This is a genomic window from Rhodococcus sp. Ni2, assembly GCF_021352185.1.
GTDB lineage: Bacteria > Actinomycetota > Actinomycetes > Mycobacteriales > Mycobacteriaceae > Rhodococcus_F > Rhodococcus_F qingshengii.
In genome coordinates, this window is record NZ_WOXZ01000002.1 from 487391 (window position 1) to 507322 (window position 19932).

The 19932-nt window shown below is 62.5% G+C and carries 17 protein-coding genes; 7 read left to right on the plus strand and 10 right to left on the minus strand.

The window, feature by feature from the left end:
* Positions 1–38: 38 nt before the first annotated feature.
* From GN300_RS15820 to GN300_RS15830, 3 genes are read left to right on the plus strand one after another with little or no spacing between them, the layout of a single operon-like run.
* Positions 39–911 carry a GNAT family N-acetyltransferase gene (locus GN300_RS15820; protein ID WP_233405650.1) on the plus strand — a complete coding sequence of 291 codons (873 nt, stop codon included), beginning with the start codon at positions 39–41 and terminating at the stop codon, positions 909–911.
* Positions 908–2023 carry an o-succinylbenzoate synthase gene (menC, locus tag GN300_RS15825; protein WP_007734378.1) on the plus strand — a complete coding sequence of 372 codons (1116 nt, stop codon included), beginning with the start codon at positions 908–910 and terminating at the stop codon, positions 2021–2023. Before GN300_RS15820 ends, menC begins: the two co-directional genes overlap by 4 nt.
* Before the next feature lie 47 nt (positions 2024–2070).
* Positions 2071–3690, plus strand: coding sequence for a CdaR family transcriptional regulator (locus tag GN300_RS15830; protein WP_058039306.1), 1620 nt, complete (start codon positions 2071–2073; stop codon positions 3688–3690).
* Positions 3691–3761: 71 nt separating this feature from the next.
* Here GN300_RS15830 and GN300_RS15835 read toward each other — a convergent pair whose 3' ends face one another.
* The 3 genes from GN300_RS15835 to GN300_RS15845 form a co-directional block, all read right to left on the minus strand.
* Positions 3762–4658, minus strand: a complete 897-nt coding sequence (locus GN300_RS15835) for a serine hydrolase (RefSeq protein WP_063314988.1) — start codon at positions 4656–4658, stop codon at positions 3762–3764.
* Positions 4659–4814: 156 nt separating this feature from the next.
* A complete protein-coding gene (locus tag GN300_RS15840) occupies positions 4815–5450 on the minus strand; it encodes a ScbR family autoregulator-binding transcription factor (RefSeq protein WP_007734383.1) in 636 nt (211 codons plus the stop codon).
* A 238-nt stretch (positions 5451–5688) separates the two neighbouring features.
* Entirely contained in the window at positions 5689–6117 is a 429-nt protein-coding gene (locus tag GN300_RS15845; protein ID WP_042449536.1) for an HIT family protein, read from the minus strand.
* Between the two features lie 87 nt (positions 6118–6204).
* On the opposite strand from GN300_RS15845, the gene GN300_RS15850 reads away from it, so the two are divergent.
* Positions 6205–7446 (plus strand): glycosyltransferase, encoded by a 1242-nt coding sequence (locus tag GN300_RS15850; protein WP_063314987.1) that lies wholly within the window; start codon positions 6205–6207, stop codon positions 7444–7446.
* A complete protein-coding gene (locus GN300_RS15855; RefSeq protein ID WP_063314986.1) occupies positions 7443–9590 on the plus strand; it encodes a glycosyltransferase family 39 protein in 2148 nt (715 codons plus the stop codon). Before GN300_RS15850 ends, GN300_RS15855 begins: the two co-directional genes overlap by 4 nt.
* A gap of 85 nt (positions 9591–9675) precedes the next feature.
* On the opposite strand, the gene GN300_RS15860 is transcribed toward GN300_RS15855, so the two are convergent.
* The 6 genes from GN300_RS15860 to GN300_RS15885 form a co-directional block, all read right to left on the minus strand.
* On the minus strand, positions 9676–10977 hold the full coding sequence (locus GN300_RS15860) for an HNH endonuclease signature motif containing protein (protein WP_063314985.1): 1302 nt from the start codon (positions 10975–10977) through the stop codon (positions 9676–9678).
* Positions 10978–11047: 70 nt separating this feature from the next.
* Positions 11048–11695 (minus strand): ABC transporter ATP-binding protein, encoded by a 648-nt coding sequence (locus GN300_RS15865; protein WP_063314984.1) that lies wholly within the window; start codon positions 11693–11695, stop codon positions 11048–11050.
* Position 11696: 1 nt separating this feature from the next.
* Complete coding sequence (locus GN300_RS15870; RefSeq protein ID WP_063314983.1) at positions 11697–12614, minus strand: ABC transporter ATP-binding protein; 918 nt, start codon at positions 12612–12614, stop codon at positions 11697–11699.
* Positions 12611–13432 carry an ABC transporter permease gene (locus tag GN300_RS15875; protein WP_063314982.1) on the minus strand — a complete coding sequence of 274 codons (822 nt, stop codon included), beginning with the start codon at positions 13430–13432 and terminating at the stop codon, positions 12611–12613. The genes GN300_RS15870 and GN300_RS15875 overlap by 4 nt, the downstream gene beginning before the upstream one ends.
* A complete protein-coding gene (locus GN300_RS15880) occupies positions 13425–14459 on the minus strand; it encodes an ABC transporter permease (protein ID WP_082654891.1) in 1035 nt (344 codons plus the stop codon). Before GN300_RS15880 ends, GN300_RS15875 begins: the two co-directional genes overlap by 8 nt.
* On the minus strand, positions 14456–16078 hold the full coding sequence (locus GN300_RS15885) for an ABC transporter substrate-binding protein (protein WP_063314981.1): 1623 nt from the start codon (positions 16076–16078) through the stop codon (positions 14456–14458). The genes GN300_RS15880 and GN300_RS15885 overlap by 4 nt, the downstream gene beginning before the upstream one ends.
* 171 nt (positions 16079–16249) lie before the next feature.
* Between GN300_RS15885 and purD the strand changes: the two genes are divergently transcribed.
* Entirely contained in the window at positions 16250–17506 is a 1257-nt protein-coding gene (gene purD, locus GN300_RS15890; protein WP_007734401.1) for a phosphoribosylamine--glycine ligase, read from the plus strand.
* A gap of 242 nt (positions 17507–17748) precedes the next feature.
* Positions 17749–19317, plus strand: a complete 1569-nt coding sequence (locus GN300_RS15895; protein WP_197487702.1) for a GMC oxidoreductase — start codon at positions 17749–17751, stop codon at positions 19315–19317.
* A 74-nt stretch (positions 19318–19391) separates the two neighbouring features.
* On the opposite strand, the gene GN300_RS15900 is transcribed toward GN300_RS15895, so the two are convergent.
* A complete protein-coding gene (locus tag GN300_RS15900) occupies positions 19392–19904 on the minus strand; it encodes a MarR family winged helix-turn-helix transcriptional regulator (protein WP_231917207.1) in 513 nt (170 codons plus the stop codon).
* Positions 19905–19932 lie beyond the last annotated feature (28 nt).

A 19932-nucleotide genomic window follows, 5' to 3' on the forward strand; every position in this document is an offset into this window, starting at 1 on the left:
AGACCGTTCAACCATTCGGAGGTGTATCGCCTTCAAGGATGCGGCAAGCAATCAGCCAGGCCGAGCAGGCCGCCCTGCTTGCATGTGTGACTATCGAAACCGTCACCGGGCATGCCGAGTTGGAACAGGTATTCGGTCTGTTCGAGAAGGTATGGCAGCCGGAGAGCGGTAACCCTCCCGTCCATCGGGACATGATGAAAGCGCTCGCATACTCCGGTAACTACGTCGCCGGCGCGTTTCGTGGTGGAGATTTGATCGGCGGCTCGGTTGCATTCTTCGAGGAACCGCAACACCGTTCGTTGCATTCGCACATCACGGGGATCCTCCCGAACGTGCAGAACGGGCACATCGGCCTCGCGTTGAAACTGTTCCAGCGTGCGTGGGCACTGGAACGGGGAATTCTCCACGTGCGGTGGACTTTCGACCCGCTCGTCGCACGCAATGCCTACTTCAACGTCTCGAAGCTCGGTGCGTTCCCGATCGAGTATCTGCCGCGTTTCTACGCGCCGATGAACGACAGTCTCAACGGCGGCGCAGACAGCGACCGATTGCTGATCGACTGGGAAATCGGTAGTAGCAAGGTTGCCGACGTCGTCGCCGGTTCGGGAGAAGTCCCGACTCCCGAGTCCTTGGGGGCGAGCGAACTGCTGTCCGTCTCCGAAGCCGGCCTGCCCGTGTTGAAGTCGACCAAGAATCGATTCGTCACGGTGGCTACACCGAATGACGTGTACACACTGCGTAAGTCGGACCCGGCGGCGGCGAACGACTGGCGCCTGGCAGTCCGCGAGACTCTCGGTGGTGTGCTCGCCGAGAACGGAGTGGTTCTCGCAGTTACCAGAACCGGAAAGTACGTGCTGGACCGTGCGCCGGGAACACAGGCAGGCAGGACAACAGCGGAGGTTACATCGTGAAGATCGACGGAGTTGAATTACGCCGGGCGGCAATGCCGTTGAAAGCGCCGTTCCGTACCTCGTTCGGCACCGAGACCACCAAGGACGTGTTGTTCGTCAAGGTAGTCACCTCGGAGTCGGAGGGCTGGGGCGAGTGCGTGGCGATGTCCGAGCCTCGCTACTGCTCCGAATACACGGACGGCGCCGCCGAAGTCCTTCGTAAGTTCCTGATTCCGTCTCTGGGTCAACTCACCGATCCCGACGTGCACGCACTGAGCGCGACGATGGAACAGTTCGCCGGGCACCCCATGGCCAAAGCGGCACTGGAAACCGCATTTCTCGACGCCGAGTTACGGGCTGCCGGGACGAGCATGTCTTCGTACCTGGGCGCGGTGGTCGATCGCGTACCCGCGGGTGTCTCGGTGGGTATCAAGAATTCGATCGATGAGCTGCTAGAGGAGGTAGGCGGGTTCCTCGATGCCGGATACCTGCGCATCAAACTGAAGATCGAACCGGGCTGGGACATCGAGCCGGTTCGCGCAGTCCGCGAGAGGTTCGGCGACGACGTACTCCTCCAGGTCGACGCGAACACCGCGTACACCCTGGCTGACGCCCGCAATCTCCAGCGGCTCGACGACTTCGACCTCCTGCTGATCGAGCAGCCGCTTCCCGAAGAGGAACTGCGCGGCCACGCCAGGCTGGCCGAGATGATGCGGACGCCGGTCTGCCTCGACGAGTCGATCACCTCCGCGAAGGTCACCGCCGACGCGCTGGCAATCGGTGCGTGCAGCGTGGTGAACATCAAACCGGGACGTGTGGGCGGTTATCTGGAATCGCGTCGTATCCACGACGTCTGCAAGGCCAACGGAATTGCCGTGTGGTGCGGCGGAATGCTCGAGACCGGAATCGGCAGGGCCGCCAACGTCGCGCTTGCCGCGCTCCCCGGATTTGCCCTACCAGGCGATACATCGGCTTCCGACCGGTACTTCGCCGAAGACATCACCGAGCCGTTCGTACTCGACAACGGTTACGTGAAGGTTCCGGAAGGACCGGGCATCGGCGTCGAACCGATCCCCGACCTGCTCGAAGCAATTACCACGTCGGTCGAATGGATCGGCATGGATCGGCTTTGACGAATCACTATGACACACTTCGTTCACCGGACGAAGGAGTGATAGACGTGGGCACCGTACGACCTCGCATCAGTTTGGTGCGGCTTCTCGAAGACGTGGGAACTACGGTGCTGAATCCGGTTGTCGGCGACCCGGAGGCGGTCCAGGAGATCGCCTCGGTGGTCATTCACGACCCCGACGACGACTCACCCTCGACACCGGACTCCATGGTGCTGCTCGTCGGCGTCACCGGAGGCGAACGTATCGCGGAGTCCGTGGCCGGCCTGGCCGAGCGCGGAGTACGCGTGGTGGTCGCGCGAGTGACCGCCGAGGTCAGCGATGCGGACCGCGAATCCGTCATCGCCTCGGGCGTCGTGCTGTTGGCCTTGGCGCGTGGAGTCTCGTGGGTTCAGCTGACAAGCCTGCTTCATTCGGTGCTCTCGGCCCGAAACGAAGTCGGGCACATCCACTCACGCGGAGGTGGCCCGGCCGGCGATCTGTTCGCCTTCGCCAACGCTGTCAGCGCACTTCTCGATGCGCCGATCACGATCGAGGACCGAAGCTCACGGGTCATCGCCTTCTCCGGCCGCCAGGAAGAAGGAGACGGTCCACGTATCGCGACCGTGCTGGAGCGGCAAGTTCCTGACCAGTACATTCGAGTGCTCGAAGAGGCCGGGGTCTTCGACCGGCTCTATCGCAGCGACGATCCGGTGTGGGTCTCGGCCGAGACCCTCGGTACCAAAATGGGTCGTATCGCCGTGTCCATCAGAGCCGGCGACGAGTTCCTCGGCTCCATGTGGGTGGCAACCGGTGAGCCGATGTCCGACGACCGTATGCGTGCTCTGCGCGATTCTGCCGGGTTGATCGCGCTGCAGATGTTGCGGTTGCGCGGCGGCGCCGACGCCGAGCGCCGACTGCGCGCAGACCTGATCGCAACCCTTCTCGACGGTGGGTCAGGTGCGGTCGACGCGATGAATCGCCTCGGTCTCGGGACCGGCCCCGCACTCGTGATGGCTTTGGGTCGTAGGTCTTTCGAGGGATCGTCGAAGCCGGACGATGCCGCCCACGTGGTGCGACTGACCGACGCTCTGGCCATGCACCTCGGCGCCGTCCACTCGCAGTCGGCGGCAGCCTTGGTCAACGGAACCGGCTACGCGGTGCTGTCTGTACGAGGGCATTCCCCGGCCGAAGCCGAGTTGCAGGCGTTCCGTGTGGCCTCGGACTTCCTGGACCGCACCGGAGCGTCCGGCGACACGATCATCGGGATCGGCCGGGTCGTGACCAGACCGGCGCAGCTGAGCCGATCGAAGCGCGACGCCGAACATGCCCTCGAAGTGTTGTTGGCGGGACGAGCGTCGGGCAGCGTCGCCACCTTCAGTAGCGTCCACGTCGATGCCATCCTCTTGGAGATCGCGTCGGAAGCTGCAGCCGAAGGGTTCTCGGACCTCGGACCGATCGAGGCGATCGCCAGCCACGACGCCGCTCATGCGACCTCGTTCGTGGACACTCTCGATGCGTGGCTCAACGCGTTCGGTGATGTCGGTGACGCCGCGGCGTCATTGCACGTGCACCCCAACACCTTTCGGTATCGCCTCAGCAAGTTGAAGGGTATGGCCGCGTTGGATCTCGACGACCCCAACGTCCGCTTCCGGTTGATGGTGCATCTTCGTCTGCGCGGTCCACGCTAGCTCGAAAGCCGAAAAATGCGGGTCGCACTGATTTCTCAGCGCGACCCGCATTCTTTGTCAGTGGGTTCGGATCAGCTGTTGTTGCGAAGTGCTTCGACAGCGATGCGGCCGACGGTTCCGATGGAGGCGTCGATCTTCGGGGCGCGGTGGGTGAGCTCGTGGGACTTGGTGAAGACACCGACGGCGTAACGCTTGCCGTCCGGGTACGCCACGACGCCGGCTTCGTTTCGTACCAGTCCCAGCGTTCCGGTCTTGGCGGCGACAGTGACCTCGTCGGGGAAACCGGACGAAAGGCGGTGCGGCCAGACCTGCTTGCTCATGATGGTTCGGACCTCTTCACAAGCCGATGCGGGGCCGGCTTCGTCCCTCCAGATTGCAGCCAGCAACATTGTGATCTCACGAGGAGTACTGGAATTGGAGCGGGCGGGATCCATGACGGAAATTGTCCGAAGAATTTCGATGGGGGGCATTTCCAGCAAGGTGCTCTTGTCGACGCCGAGGTCGTCGTAGACCGTCTTGAAGAGGCCTCGGCAGTCACGGACCAAGTTGGTCTTCTCCAAACCGAGCCCGCGCAGCGTTGCGACGATGTTGTCGAGTCCGAGACGTTCGTACAAGAAATCCGTGGCGGCGTTGTCGCTGAAGCTCATCATGAGCAGAGCGAGGTCTCGCCAGCTTGCAGTCACGTCGTCGGCGCAGCCGCCGATACCGATGCCGCCGGAGCGGAACTCGGCGGTCACCGTGGCGTGCTCGGTCGGATCAAGGGTGCCTGCCGCTACTTCACGGGCGTACTGAAGCACAACAGGAATCTTGAAAACGGAGGCGAGGATGACACCTTCGTCCGCGCCGTAGCCGAACTCTTCGCCGGAATCGATGTCGCGTGCGTGGACGTAGGCATCGGTCTTCGCTTCGGCGAGTACAGCAGCGATCTCCTGCTGTGCGCTCTCAACGTACGTGGCGGTTTCGGTCATTCGAGAAGCCCTTTCGTCGGTATCCATGTATCTGGGTTATTCGTGGATCTGACGATAGTGAGTCGACGACGGGGGGTCTTGTACGAATCGACGAAGGTTGGCGCACGGTTCGGTGCTGATGCGCCGAATCATCCGGGCGTCGGGGTGTTCTCCGGATCAGGACGCATAAGTTTCGAGGCGACATCCGACCAGTTCGGCGACGGCGCTGCGTCGCTTGTCGGAGACCACGCCTGCCAACAGGAGGGTGAACAATTCGTCGATACGGTCGTTCAAATCGCTTCGTCTGGTGAGAACGTTCGAAACCAGTTGAACGCCGGTGAATGCCGAGATCACCACGCGACCCACCGATTCCGGCTCCACATCGTCGCGGATGTCGCCTTCGAGCTTCGCGGCCTCGGCCAGTTTTCGAAGCTCGCGGATCCACGCGACGTACGGGCCTTGCGAACCGTCGGCAGAGGCCAACTCGAGGGTAAGTCGGATTCCCGCACGAACAATAGGTTCTGCGACGAGTTGGCGGCCCATCTCGTGGCACACCATGACGAGCTGTTCCAGTGCCGGTGCGCCTGTGGCTGCAACTGCGGTGAAGGCACTGATCGAGATCTGGTGCTGTTCTTCGATCACCGCCTGAGCCAGTTCGTCTTTGGACGAGAAGTGAAAATAGACCGCGCCCTTGGTCATCTGCGCCGCGGACACGATGTCATTCATGCTCGTGCTGCCGTACCCCGTGACTTCGAACCGATCAGCAGCACCTTGAAGAATCTGTCGGCGACTGATCTTGGCACGTTCCTGCATTGCTCCCTTGTCCTCCGACTGTTAACACGTGAACCAGTTTTAGGGCCCTAGGTCCCGGACCAGCGACCCACGGTAGCAGCGAATCTCGTGCTCGCGCGACAGCGCGAAACGGACTGTTCGGTGTGCAATCGCAGGTCACGGTCGGTAGGAGCGACAAATGCGACCGCCGCAACCTCCGTTGGAGGCTGCGGCGGGGAGTCCAGTTATCGGCCAGCGAAATTCGGTCGAAGGTATGCGATCAACGAGTCGAGACAGTTGCCTCGAAGCCGAGGTCGCGTAGCGCCGACTTGAGTTTGGTCTGCGCCTCGTCGAGAGATTCGGGTGACGGCGAGGTGTCGGCGCCACTGATGTCGAAGTTCCCCATGTCGTATGCGGGGAAAACATGAACGTGAAGATGCGGAACTTCCAGACCTGCGATGAGGAGACCCGACCGAGGCGCGTCGAACGCCTTACGCACGGCTTGGCCGAGGTTGCGGGCAACAGCGGTGACCTTGGCAAAGAGTTCAGGATCCACGTCCTGCCACTGATCGACCTCGGCTCGCGGAACCACAAGCACGTGGCCCTGCGTTACCGGCGCGATGGTCAAGAACGCGACGACGTCCTCGTCCTCCCACACGAAACGTCCTGGTAGATCCCCGTTGATGATGGCACTGAAGACTGAAGGCATACCCCGAGATTAGCCCGCGTCCGGTTGCCAGGAAACTCCCAGGCTGGACGCAGGTTCGTCGGAGCCGGCCCGACAAATCTAGGACGTATGACGACAGAAGCCATGCAGACCGCGGGCAGCACGGACGCAGAGGAGGTCTCCGCGACGACTGTAGTGCTGGACGTGGTCGTCCCGGTATACAACGAAGAGGCAGGCCTCGAGACGTGCGTGCGGCGCCTGCGCCGGCATTTACGCACGCAGGTGCCATTCTCTGCACGAATTACCATCGCGGACAACGCCAGTGTCGACGGCACGTTGGCACTCGCCCGTTCCCTCGCCGAAGAATTCGACGACGTCCGGGTCGTCCACCTGGATGCGAAGGGTCGTGGTCGAGCACTGCGGCAGGTATGGAGCGAGTCCGATGCCGACGTGGTCGCGTACATGGACGTCGACCTCTCGACCGACCTCAACGCCCTGATGCCGTTGATTGCTCCGTTGCTCTCCGGACACTCGGACATCGCCATCGGTTCCCGGCTGGCACGATCGTCCCGCGTGGTGCGCGGCCCCAAGCGTGAGTTCATCTCACGTAGCTACAACCTCATCCTCCGAAGCGCACTGCATGCTCGCTTCTCCGACGCCCAGTGCGGATTCAAAGCCATGCGCGTCGATGTTGCACGCCAACTACTTCCGCTGGTGGAGGACACCGGGTGGTTCTTCGATACCGAATTGCTGGTGCTGGCCGAGCGAGCGGGCATGCGGATTCACGAGGTCCCTGTCGACTGGGTGGACGACCCGGACAGCCGGGTGGACATCATTGCCACGGCAGTTGCCGACCTCAAAGGTGTGGTCCGTGTCGGGCGAGCACTGTCTACTGGTTCCCTTCCATTGGCCGAGCTCAGGGCTAGTTTCGGACGTGAACCGTTGGTTCCCGGAGTTCCACGAGGAATGGTCGGGCAGCTCTCACGCTTTGCCGTGGTGGGAGTCATTTCGACGCTCGCGTACGCGCTGCTCTACCTCGCTCTGCACTCGATCATGGGTGCGCAGTGGGCCAACGCCGTCGCATTGCTGGTGACCGCGGTATTCAACACCGCCGCCAACCGGGCCTTCACCTTCGGGATCCGAGGGTCGGAAGGATCCGCTCGTCACCAGATGCAGGGCCTGCTCGTGTTCGGGTTCGGTCTACTGCTCACCAGCGGATCGTTGTTCGTGCTCGACGTCATGGCGCCCGATGCTTCCAAGCATGTGGAGCTTGCCGTACTCGTCATCGCCAATCTTGTTGCCACAGTCAGTCGATTCATCGCACTGCGCTGGGTGTTTCGCACCGCACAATCCGTAGGAGCCAATCGATGACCGCCGCTGCAGAGACACTCGCCGCGCCGCTGCCAGCGCCGGAACCGCAACGTCAGGTGCGCTGGGAACCGTGGGCGCTGGGAGTGTTGTTGGTGGGCACCGGAGTCGCCTACATCTGGGGCCTGGGCGCGTCCGGATGGGCCAACTCGTTCTATGCCGCTGCGGTACAGGCAGGTTCGGTGTCGTGGAAGGCTTTCTTCTTCGGCTCCTCGGACGCTGCAAACTCGATCACCGTCGACAAGCCGCCCATGTCCCTGTGGTTGATGTCGCTGTCGGTTCGCATCTTCGGACTCAATTCCTGGGCGATGTTGGTGCCGCAGGCACTCCTCGGGGTCGGATCGGTTGCACTGTTGTGGGGAACGGTTCGACGGTATTTCGGTGCGGCCGCCGGCCTCCTCGCAGGCCTGGTACTTGCGCTCACACCCGTAGCGGCGCTGATGTTCCGGTTCAACAACCCGGATGCTCTGCTGGTGCTCCTGATGATCGCAGCAGTGTGGGCGATGATGCGCGCCGTGCAGGACGGCCGCACCCGCTGGCTCGTGTTGGTCGGTATCTTCTGCGGATTCGGTTTCCTGACAAAGCAATTACAGGTCATGTTGGTGGTTCCACCGCTGGCGCTCACCTATCTGATCGCCGGACCGCCGAAACTGGGTAAGCGCGTACTCCAACTGTTCGCGGCACTGGGCGGACTGATCGTCTCCGCCGGATGGTGGTTGGCAATCGTCGAACTGTGGCCGGCCGACTCGCGTCCGTGGATCGGTGGTTCACAGAACAATTCGATTCTCGAACTGACGCTCGGCTACAACGGGCTCGGGCGCTTGAGCGGCAACGAGACCGGAAGCGTCGGCGGCGGCGGAATGCGCGGTGCTGGTGATGCCGCGGCCGGCGCTGCTGCGGGCGGTTTCCCAGGTATGGGCGAGGCCGCGGGTGGTATGGCCGGGGGAGGTATGGCACCAGGTGGTGCGGCCGGCGGTGGTATGTGGGGGAGTACCGGTATTACCCGACTGTTCGAATCGGCCCAGGGCGGACAGATCGCCTGGTTGATTCCTGCTGCGCTGATACTTCTGGTGGCTGGAATCGTGCTGCGAGGCAGGGCACCCCGCGCTGATACACAGCGCGCGTCATTCATCGTCTGGGGACTGTGGCTGTTGGTGACCGGACTGACCTTCAGTTTCATGGCGGGAATCTTCCACGCCTACTACACCGTTGCGCTTGCGCCGGCGATCGCCGCGCTGATCGGTTCAGGATCGGTAGTGGCGTGGCGTCATCGTGACGTCCTCTGGGTTCGCATCATTCTGGCGGTGTCCTTGGCCGCAACCGTCGCGATGGCGTGGGTACTGCTCGGACGCTCGCCTACGTTCGTACCGTGGCTTCGCTGGACCATTCTGGTGGTCGGCATCGTCAGTGCCGTGGCAGTGCTGATTCCGGCAGTGACGCGAGGTCGATTGGCTGTGGCAGTGATTCTCGCAGCGATCTTCACCGGTCTGGCGGGTCCGACTGCATACGCGATCGACACGATCAATACTCCGCATACCGGTTCCATAGTTTCGGCCGGACCGAGCGTCGAAGGTGGAATGGGCGGGCCCGGCGGTGGCCGCGGAGGCTTCGGTGGATTCGGTGGCACGGCTGATGGCGGTAACCGTCGGACTGACGGGGCTGGGACCGGAATGCCGGGCACGCCCCCTGTAGGAATGGGTCAGATGCCCGGTGGTGCAACAGTTCCGGGTGGTACCACGCCGACCACCGACGGAACGCGAGGCGCAATGGGAGGCGGTGCCGGTGGTCTACTGCAGGGCAGCACGCCGGGAGCCGCTGTTGTGTCCACACTCGAAGAGAACTCCGACCAGTTCACGTGGGTAGCCGCGGCAATCGGGTCCAACAGCGCCTCGGGTTATCAGCTTGCGACGCAGTCACCAGTCATGGCTATCGGAGGGTTCAACGGGAGCGATCCGTCGCCGACGCTCGCGCAGTTCCAGCAGTACGTGGCAGAGGGCAAGATTCACTTCTTCATCGCCGGCGGTGGGATGGGTGGCGGTATGAACGCCGAAGGCACCGCTACCGCCATCTCGACGTGGGTGACCGAAAACTTCACCGCCACAACGGTGGACGGAGTAACCCTCTACGACTTGACGGTTGCAGGCTGACCAACAGGAACGCACGCCAGGTCCGCATCGGAGGTGCTTCCTCCGATGCGGACCTGGCGTGAAGTTGTATGCCTGAGGTTCGTCCTCAGGTTTTGAAGGTGGTGTTCGCCGGCCTGGGTTGCTGCCCGGGGTCGATCGAGGGTGGCGGGATGAACCAGGGTTTGTTGTCGGCGCCGATGCGGATTTCCCATTTCCCGACGAACCCTGATTTTCGGTGCATCAGCCGGTGATGTGAACGGCACAGCAGGACCAGGTTGTTCATCACCGTCGGCCCACCGTTCGCCCAGTGCCGGATATGGTGCGCATCCGTCCAGGCCGGTACACATGTGCAGCCCGGGAAGGCGCAGCCTTTGTCTCGGGCGATGAGGGCGACGCGTTGTTCGGCGGTGACCAACCTCTTCCCTGGTTGCGCATCCAAGGGCGCGCCGTGATCGTCGAGCAGAACGGTCGAGAGGAAACAATCACACCCGAGAAGTCGGGTCTGCGACACCGACAGTGGCCCGAGCCAGGGCATGTGCCCGACATCAAGATCAGACACAGCCACTCCACCACCATCAGTTGGTGTGGCGGCGCAGTCCCGATGCTCGGCCAGATCCCGAGCATTGATGTGCACGTTCACATGCGGACGCTGACCACCATCGATTCCGGTCTTGGCGCAATCGAGATAGCGGCGAATCAGTTCGGTGAACCCGTCCGCGGTCCGCTTCGCTGCCGACCGAGAATCCGGCGTCCCATCTGGTGCCGGGGTCGGCATCGTCAGATTCGACAACGCCGACAGCAACATCTCCCCGGTGAGAGCGTCGAAATCGCCGCGCACCACCACTCGACCGTTCAATGTCGAGGCGATCCGGAGCTCGTTCCGGTCGATGTCTTCGGCGGGCGGAATCTCATCCGATTCGAAGATTCGCTCCAACGTCGCGATCACGTTCCGCACTTTCGTGGTCGTCGCTTCCACACCCGACGCAGCCGCAAGCAGTAGGTCGATACAGCGAGGGAGCGCGGCGTCTGGCATGCCTTTCGGTGGTGATTCGCAGAACGCCACGATCAACACCGCATGCTCGAAGGAGCAGTCCCCGCCATCGAACCGAGCAGCCACCGCCGGAAATGGCCGCAAAGCTGCACCTAACGCGGCGATCTTCTTCCCGTCCCGAACCTGCAGCATCGTGTTGGCCGCCAACCACGCACCCACCCCGCGACTGGCAATCACCTGATCATCCGGGCGCAACGACAACTCGTCCACCACCGCCACCCGCACAGCCTCGAGACGCAGAATCTCCGCACTCGCTTCGACAGCAGCAGCACGCAACTCGGCAGCAGTCAACTGCCACAGGCGTCCGCGTAACCCCACCGCAGAACCAGACACCACATCCGACAACAAGACGCTCATTGAATCCCCCGATCCCCTCCCCAAACCATACTCGAACACGTGTTCGAGTCAAGGGCCGATTTCGCAGGGGCTAAGCGCTAATAATGTCGAGGTCGTGGACAACGTCGCAGCAGGCGCCGAGCAATTCGCGATCATGGCTGATGAGTAATACGCCGACGCCGGTTTCGGCGGCGCGACTCTCGATCAACCGAATGAGCGCGGCCGTCGTGGCGGCGTCGAGCATCGCCGTCGCCTCGTCACAGATGAGGTATTTCGGTTGTTGCGCCAGCGATCTCGCCAGGCAGGCGCGCTGTAGTTGGCCGTCGCTCACCTGGTGTGGTCTGCGCGACAAGAGATCGGGAGTGAGGCCCACTTCTGCTGCCAGCGCGGCCACATCGATTGACCTACTGGCAATGTCACCGGGTTGGCCGATGATCGAGGCGAGCGTCTGCCGAGGGTCGGTCGATGCGCGAGGTGACTGAAACAGCATGGACACCGTGCCGCGTAGTGCCGCGGGTACCGAGAATCTGGTACCCACAACGGGTGATCCGTCGATCCGCACTTCGCCTGACCACGGTGCATCCAGTGAGGCGAGAATCCTTGCAAGTGTTGATTTTCCGGTGCCCGAAGGCCCGGTCAGGCCGATCAGCTTTCCCGACGGAATCTCGAGCGAGACGTTCTCGAGAACTGGCCGGTTGCGACGGTAACCGCTGGTGATTCCCAGAGCTTGCAGACTCATGTCAGCCCACCTTCCGCAGCGTTCGGTACGTGCGGTCACCCAATGTGACGAGTTCGGTCGGGCCACCGGATTGTTTCGACTCCGGGCGTCGTAGGTGATAGACGCACTCCTCGGGGAGATCGGTGAGTTGCGGTGGCGATCCCGGCATGGGAGTCAAACCTCTGGAAGGTAAGGCGCCGAGAAGGTCTCGGGTGTAATCGTGAAGCGGATCTTTGAACACCAGCGCGGCCGGACCGGTCTCCATGATGCGTGATGCGTACATGACGGCAAGTCGATCAGCGACACCGCTGCGGGTGAGGGATGCCAGGTCATGGGTGATGAGCAGGACCGCCGCTCCGGCGTCCGCGCACTCTCGAAGTAATCCCACGACGTGGTCGGTGAGTTCGCGGTCGAGGTTGGCGGTGGGTTCGTCTGCGACGATCACCGACGGATTCCCGGACAGCGCACCGGCAATGGCCACGCGTTGCGCCATGCCGCCCGACAGTTCGTGCGGGTAGCAGTCCAGGGCCGACGGTTCGAGTCCGACGCGAAGTGCCAAGGCATCGCAAGTGTGATCGCTGCCGAGTGCGTCGATCGTCTCCTGTAGTTGCGATCGCGCAGTGCGGACGGGGGTGAGATGTGTTGCGGCGGATTGTGGAACGAGAGCCACGTGCCGCCCACGGAACGCGGTGCCGGAGAAGACGTCGATCTCGAGGTCCGGTGTTCCGACGGTGACCGTTCCGGTTCGAGAAGCATTCGGCGGCAACATGTTCATGACCGAGGTGGCGATGATCGACTTGCCACACCCCGATTCCCCGACAAGTGCGGTCACCGTGCCGGCTGGAACGTCGAGGTCGATGTCGCTCGCAGCGTGAACTACCGATCCTCCGAGTAGAGGGATCCTGACGGTGAGAGATTCGATGCGCAGGCCGTGGTTCACAGTCGCAACTCCGAAGGTCGAGGGGGCGTGAGCATCGACCGCAGGGCCGAACCGGCGACGGCAACTGCGACGGTGGCGATCACGAGAACTGCGGCGGGGAATACCAGCGTCCACCAACCGCCGAGGAGCAGAGAACTGCGTGCCTCTTCGAGAAGCGTCCCGAGACTGGGCTTGTGCGGGGGAAGGCCGAATCCCAGGAAGGACAACGTCGATTCGTGCCAGACGGCGTGGGGCAGCAGGAGAACGACTGCGATCCAAGCCTGTGGCGCCGTCGCCGGCACGAGGTGGCGCATGATCACGTGACGTCGACTTGCTCCCGCGAGAATGGCGGCGTCGATGTAGGGACGCTCGCGCAGACTCAAGATCTCGGAGCGGATGATCCGGGCCACTTGGGTCCAGTGGGTCAGTGCGATCGAAAGCACGATGGCGGCAATGCTTCCACGGAACATCGCGACGATGACGATGCCGAGCAACAGGTGGGGGAGTGCGTTGACGGCATCGGTGCCGCGCATGACGAACCTGTCCACCCAGCCACCGACCAGTCCGGCCGTAGTGCCGACGGCGACGCCGATCACCGTGGCGAGCAGCGCGCAGGCGAGTGCGATCAGAAGTGAGGTTCTGATGCCTGCAGCTATGCGCACGAATAGATCTCGGCCCGCCGAGTCAGTTCCGAACGGGTGATCGAACGACGGAGCCAGGCGAGCTGCCGAGAAGTCTGTGACTCGGTCGTCGACGTCGGCCAACCATGGGACCAACGCCGCGTACAGCGCCACGAGGATCAGCACGCCGACGGCGATCTTGAAGCGTCGTTCAGCCATCGGTACTCACTCTCGGGTCGAGTACTGCAACGAGGACGTCGGCAAGCAGTGAGCCGAGCATGACCGTCAATGTCGTACCGACGGTGAGGAACGCGAGCAGTGCCATGTCGAGGTCACGGGCTGACGAGACGATGGCGCCGGCGATCCCTGGCCAACTGAAGACCTCTTCCACCAGCACTGCCCCGACTATCAGCTCGGGCAGTCGCACGCCGACGATGTTCACGAAAGGCGCCAGTGAGGTCGGCAGTATGTGGCGTTTCGTGATGGTCGGCGTCGGGATTCCGCGTGCTACGGCGCCCGCGACAAATCCCTCACTTTTCGAACCCACGACGGATTCTCGGACCGCGAGTAGGAGCCACGGCATCTGCGAGATGGAGAGGACCGTCACCGGTAGCACCAAGTGCCGGATCACCTGTCCCGGTGTGGGATCGGCACCCCCGTCGGTCAACCCGGCGACCGGGAGCCAGCCGAGAGTCAACGCGAAGAGCGCGATGGCACCCAGCGACAAGACAAACGGCGGAAGTCCTTGGACCACGACGCTCAGCCCGGACACGGTCTTGTCCAAGAATCCTCCACTGCGGATTCCGGCGAGAACACCGAGTGTCAGCGAGGCGAGAATCGCGATGAGGAGTGAGATACCGACCAGCAGCAGGGTCCATGGCAGACGCTCGGAGATAACTTGGGAAACAGGCTGATTGAACGATCTGGAGATCCCGAGATCACCGGTGAACACGCCCTGGAGCCAATTCCAGTACGTGCTGTACCAGGGGTTGTCGAAACCCATCTGATCGGCGATCAACGCTTTGTCCGCGTCGCTGGTCGTCATGTATCGCGTGCCCAGGTAGCCGACAAGTGGATCGAACGGTGAGATCGCGGCGGCGGCAAAGAGTCCCGCGGACACCACGGCGATCACCGGCACGATGAACAACGCCCGCCGACCGACCATCGTGAGGATGGCCTTTCGGCGGGAGTTGCCACGGTGGTCGAGCGATTGCCGCGCGTCTACCCGAACGTCGACCGCTGTCATTGCCCTCTGGCCCACGTCTGCAGTGACCACCACGGGCCCCAGGTCACACCGTGTGAGTGTGGCTCGAGTACAGGTCCGGACATCTGCCAGTCGGAATCCTTCGAAACGTACGTATGGTCGAGGAATACGAGGATGACAAATCCGGGATCCTCGACGTACGCCTGCTGCACGTCGCGATACGCGGCGTCACGCGTTGCCTGATCCAGGCTGCGGCGTCCTACTTCCAAGCCTGCGTCGACTGCTGGATTGGAGTAGTCGCTGGCGTTGTCGTAGATGCTGCCGACCCCGGGCGCTATGTACTTCGAGTTCAGCGCGTCGTACGCCTGCGTGTCTGGATCGAAAGGTTCGTCTCCACCACCGAGAAGCGTCGAATCCAGGTTGATTCGAGGGTCTATGCGGTCCCAGGAGAGCGCTTCGAGATCCACCTCGATGCCGACAGCGAGAGCATCGGAGGCAAATGCCTGAGCGAGATCACGTCGAACGGTGTCGACGGAGTTGTACATGATCGTGAACTGCGCCCGCTGACCGTCTTTCGAACGGATTCCGTCGGCACCTTCGATCCAGCCCGCTTCGGTGAGAATTCGCTCGGCCTCGGCCGGGTCGTAGGCGAAGGTTGCGTTCGGGTTGTACGAATCGCCGTAGACCTCGGGGATCGGAGTGGCGGCGACGCGGCCGTGTCCGCCCAGGACGTTGTCGATCATCGACTGGCGATCGGCGGCGAGGTTGAGCGCCATCCGTACGGCTTTGTCGCCTGCCACGGGATTGTTCGTCGGAAGTGAGAGACCGCGCCAGTCCGCTGACTGATGGGCAGTCACCGACATGTTGTCTTTGCCCGAGAACGTATTGGCAAGCAGTGGAGGGAGGTTGGTTCCGTCGATCTCGCCCGACACCATACGTTGGGCGCGGGTGTTGTCGTCCGGAACGTAGAGGAGAGTGAGCTTCTTGATCTCCGGTGCACCGTCCCAGTAGTTCTCGTTCGCCTCGAAGACCGCTCGATCCGGTGAGAGATCGACGAGTGTGTACGGACCCGTACCGACAGGCGCGGTGTTCAACGGCGATTCGGCGGCCAGTCCGGGTGTCGCGAGGGATTCCGACGGAACCATGCCGATCAGCATCTTCGTCAGCAGGGGCGCATACGAGTAGGCGAGACGAAACTCGACTGTGCTGTCGTCGACGGCCACGACGTCGCTGATCATGTCGTACGACGACCGCGCTTCGGAGGCGGAAGCCGGATCGAGGATCGCCTTGTACGTGGCAACCACGTCGTCGGCGTCGAAGGTCGACCCGTCGGAGAAGGTGACCCCGTCGCGGAGTTTGACCGTCCAGACCGTCGCGTCGGCGTTGGCAGTGGGCATCTCCGCGGCCAGAGACGGCTCGAAGCCCGGCATGCCGGTCCCTCCGGTGAGTCGGACGAGACCGTCGTACATCTTGGCCTCACCGGCAGCGCCGAAGCCTGCGACCGGGTTGTAGCCGCCCAGCTCGTAGCCGTCGGCCAAGACCAGGCCGTCGTTGTTGCCCGAGGAGTCGGTGCCAGTCGGGCTACTGCACGACGTGATCAGAAGTGCGCCGATTGCGGCGGTTGCGGTGAGCGTCAGAACGCCTGGTTTGTGGAGTTTCACGGGTGTCCTTTCCTTGGTGGACAGGTGTCCGAAAACATCTGTTCACCTATTCAGGTATTCATATGATCTCATCTCGAAACGGATATTTCGCACAAAGGCCGAACGCTGGGACCTTGGCCCCGCCAGTGGCACTCCGAGAGCGCTGTTATCGCAGGCCGTAGTCTGTTCCCCGTGCGCGTACTAGTAATCGGCTCCGGAGCCCGTGAACATGCCCTCCTTCTCTCTCTTGCTCGCGATCCAGGTGTCACGGCCCTGATCTGCGCGCCTGGCAATGCCGGGATCGCAAAAATCGCCGAGCAGCACCCCATCGACGTCGCTTCGGGTGACGCGGTTACCGCGCTGGCCCAGAAGGTCGAAGCCGACCTCGTCGTCATCGGACCCGAGGTTCCGCTGGTCCTCGGTGTCGCAGACGCGGTGCGCGCAGCAGGTATCGCCTGCTTCGGGCCTTCGGCCGACGCCGCCCGCATCGAGGGATCGAAGGCTTTCGCCAAGGACGTGATGGCTGTCGCCGGCGTCAAGACCGCTCACAGCGAGATCGTCGACAATCCGGCCAAGCTCGACGAAGCACTCGACCGCTTCGGTCCCAACTGGGTGGTCAAGGACGACGGATTGGCCGCGGGTAAGGGCGTAGTCGTCACGACGGATCGTCTCGCCGCGCGCGATCATGCCGCAGAACTGCTCGAGACCGGACACCCGGTTCTCCTCGAGTCCTTCCTCGACGGTCCGGAAGTTTCGCTCTTCTGCCTCGTCGACGGCGAAACCGTGATCCCGCTGCTCCCGGCACAGGACCACAAGCGAGTAGGCGACGGAGACTCCGGACCCAACACCGGCGGCATGGGCGCGTACACCCCATTGCCGTGGCTGCCCGACGAGATGGTCACGCAGATCGTCGACGACGTCGTCAAGCCTGTCGCTGCCGAGTTGGTCGCGCGCGGTAGCAGTTTCTCCGGCCTTCTCTACGCCGGTCTGGCGATCGGTGTCGACGGCCCGGCCGTCGTCGAATTCAACTGCCGGTTCGGTGACCCCGAAACTCAGGCCGTGCTTGCTCTCCTCGAAACGCCGCTGGGCGGTCTACTCAATGCGGCCTCGACCGGAACACTCGATTCGGTCGGTCCGTTGCAGTGGCGCGACGGTTCCGCTGTCACGGTCGTGATTGCCGCGGAGAACTACCCGTCAACCCCACGCACCGGCGACGTGATCACCGGAGCCGACGCCGACGGAGTCCTGCACGCCGGTACCAAGAAGCGTGAAGACGGTGCCGTCGTCTCGGCCGGCGGGCGTGTGCTGAGTGTTGTCGGAGTGGGCAAGGATCTGACCGAAGCTCGCGACGACGCCTACGCAAAGATCGCCGACGTCAAGCTTCCCGGCGGTCATTTCCGCAAGGACATCGGGCTCGGCGCCGTCGAAGGTCGCATCTCAATTCCCTGACTCGTTCTTTCGGAGGGCCGGTGAACTTTCTGTTCATCGGCCCTTTTCATGGAAAATCAACGGTTCCTCGAAGTTACCCACGAGTATGGACTTCTCGTTCGGTTTCTCCCGGTATATCTCAGCGCGGGGGTCACGGAAAGAGAAGGGCACACTTGAGCATTCGCGCTGGATCCAACGAACGGCACGCACGTACCAATTCCACGCTCTCGCGTAGAAACTTCTTGGCAGCAACAGGATTAGCTGTGGGGGCCGCCGCACTCTCGTCCTCGTGGACCACGGCGGCCGCTGCGCCCAGACGAGCATTGAACGACGGAGACCGTGTCCCCGCGCTCGTGATCGGCAGTGGATACGGCGGTGCCGTTGCGGCACTTCGCCTGACACAGGCCGGTATCGACACGCACATGGTCGAGATGGGGAAGTCGTGGACCACACCAGGGTCCGACGGCAAGATCTTCTGCCCGATGCTCTCGCCCGACGGTCGGTCCTTCTGGCTCAGAGACCGTACAGTTCAACCGGTTTCACACTTCTCCGGCGGCTCGGTGGACAAGAACATCAGCCGCTACGTCGGTGTTCTCGACGCCGAGGACTTCGGCGGGATCAAGGTCTACCAGGGCCGAGGGGTCGGCGGTGGGTCGCTGGTCAACGGCGGTATGGCCGTCACACCCAAGCGTAACTATTTCGAAGAGATCCTGCCCGGTGTCGATTCCAACGAGATGTACTCGACGTATTTCCCGCGCGCGAACGCTGCGCTCGGAGTCAACAACATCGACCCGGCCTGGTTCGAATCGACCGAGTACTACAAGTTCGCGCGGACGGGGCGAAAGACCGCTGAGAGATCCGGTTACACAACAACGTTCGTGCCGAATGTCTACGACTTCAACTACATGAAGCAAGAAGCTGCCGGCCAGGTCACCAAGTCCGCTCTGGTCAGTGAGGTCATCTACGGCAACAATGCCGGAAAGAAATCTCTGGACAAGACGTACCTCGCTGCGGCATCCGCCACCGGCAAGCTCACCATTTCAGCTCTGCACGTCGTGACCTCGGTTTCCCCGGCCGCGACCGGCGGTGGCTATCAAGTGGTGATGAACCAGATCAACGAGCAGGGCAATACCGTCGGCACCAAGACAGTGACGGCGGACAAGGTCTTCTTCGCGGCCGGCAGTATCGGGACCAGCAAGCTCCTGGTCGCGATGAAAGCGCAAGGGCAGCTGGCGAATTTGCCGGGTGCAGTTGGACAGGAATGGGGTCACAACGGCAACGTGATGGTGGGCCGCGCCAATCACATGTGGGACGCCACCGGTGCGAAGCAGTCGGCGATCCCCGTGATGGGTATCGACAACTGGGCCGACACATCCGCTCCCGTCTTTGCGGAAATCGCACCCTTCCCGGCCGGTACCGAACTGTGGGTCAGCCTGTACTTGGCGATTGCCAAGAATCCGCAACGTGCTCAGTTCCAATTCAACTCGGCAACAGGCAAGGTCGGATTGAACTGGCAGCGCTCGCAGAACCAGCCGTCGATCGACATGGCGAAGAAGCTCTTCGACAAGATCAACAAGAAGGAAGGCACGATCTACCGGACCGACCTCTTCGGCCCGACGCAGACGTGGGGCGATCAGTTGACGTACCACCCCCTCGGCGGTTGTGTGCTCGGCAAGGCGACCGACGGCTACGGTCGTCTGCCGGAGTACCCGGGTCTGTACGTCATGGACGGATCCCTCGTACCGGGCAATGTGGGAGTCAATCCGTTCGTCACCATCACCGCTCTGGCCGAACGGAATATCGAGAACATCATTGCGAACGACATGAACTAGGGCGGTAACTCGTCAGCAGGTGCGGTGCGGTGCGGCAGGTGCTGCACCGCACCGCTTCTGTATGTCCCGGAGTGTCATCGCGGTGCGTGATCTCGCAATGATCGATTGACTCGGTCGAGGATACCGACGGCAGTGGTCAATGTGTCGAGGTCGCCCTCGTCGAGGGCCGCCAATTCTTCGGCGAGAACGCCGATGCGTAGTTCGGATCGACGGTCTCGTCGCGCGCTTCGCTCGTCCTTCACGAAAAGTGTGCTCACTCGGCCGTCCGTGGGATCGGGTCGCCGCTCGATCAGGTCTTTGTCGGAGAGGATGCGCACCAGCGTGCTGACGGTGTTCGGGCGTCTGGAGAGGCGATCGGCCACGGCCCCGATGCGAGTGCCCGGATGGTGTGCGACATCGTGAAGTACTTCGGATTGTGCCTCTGGCAGAGTCGCGTCGGTACCCGACGTATCCATGTATTCCCGCAGCGCTCGACGCAATTCGAACGCCGCAGCGATGAGTGATCTCGATGCTTCTTCCGCGGTGGGCACGCGATCGGAGTAGCGATCGACCTCGTGTGATCCACGCCCTGGAACTGTATCTGACACAGATATAGTTTACAGTTCTTCAAAGGGT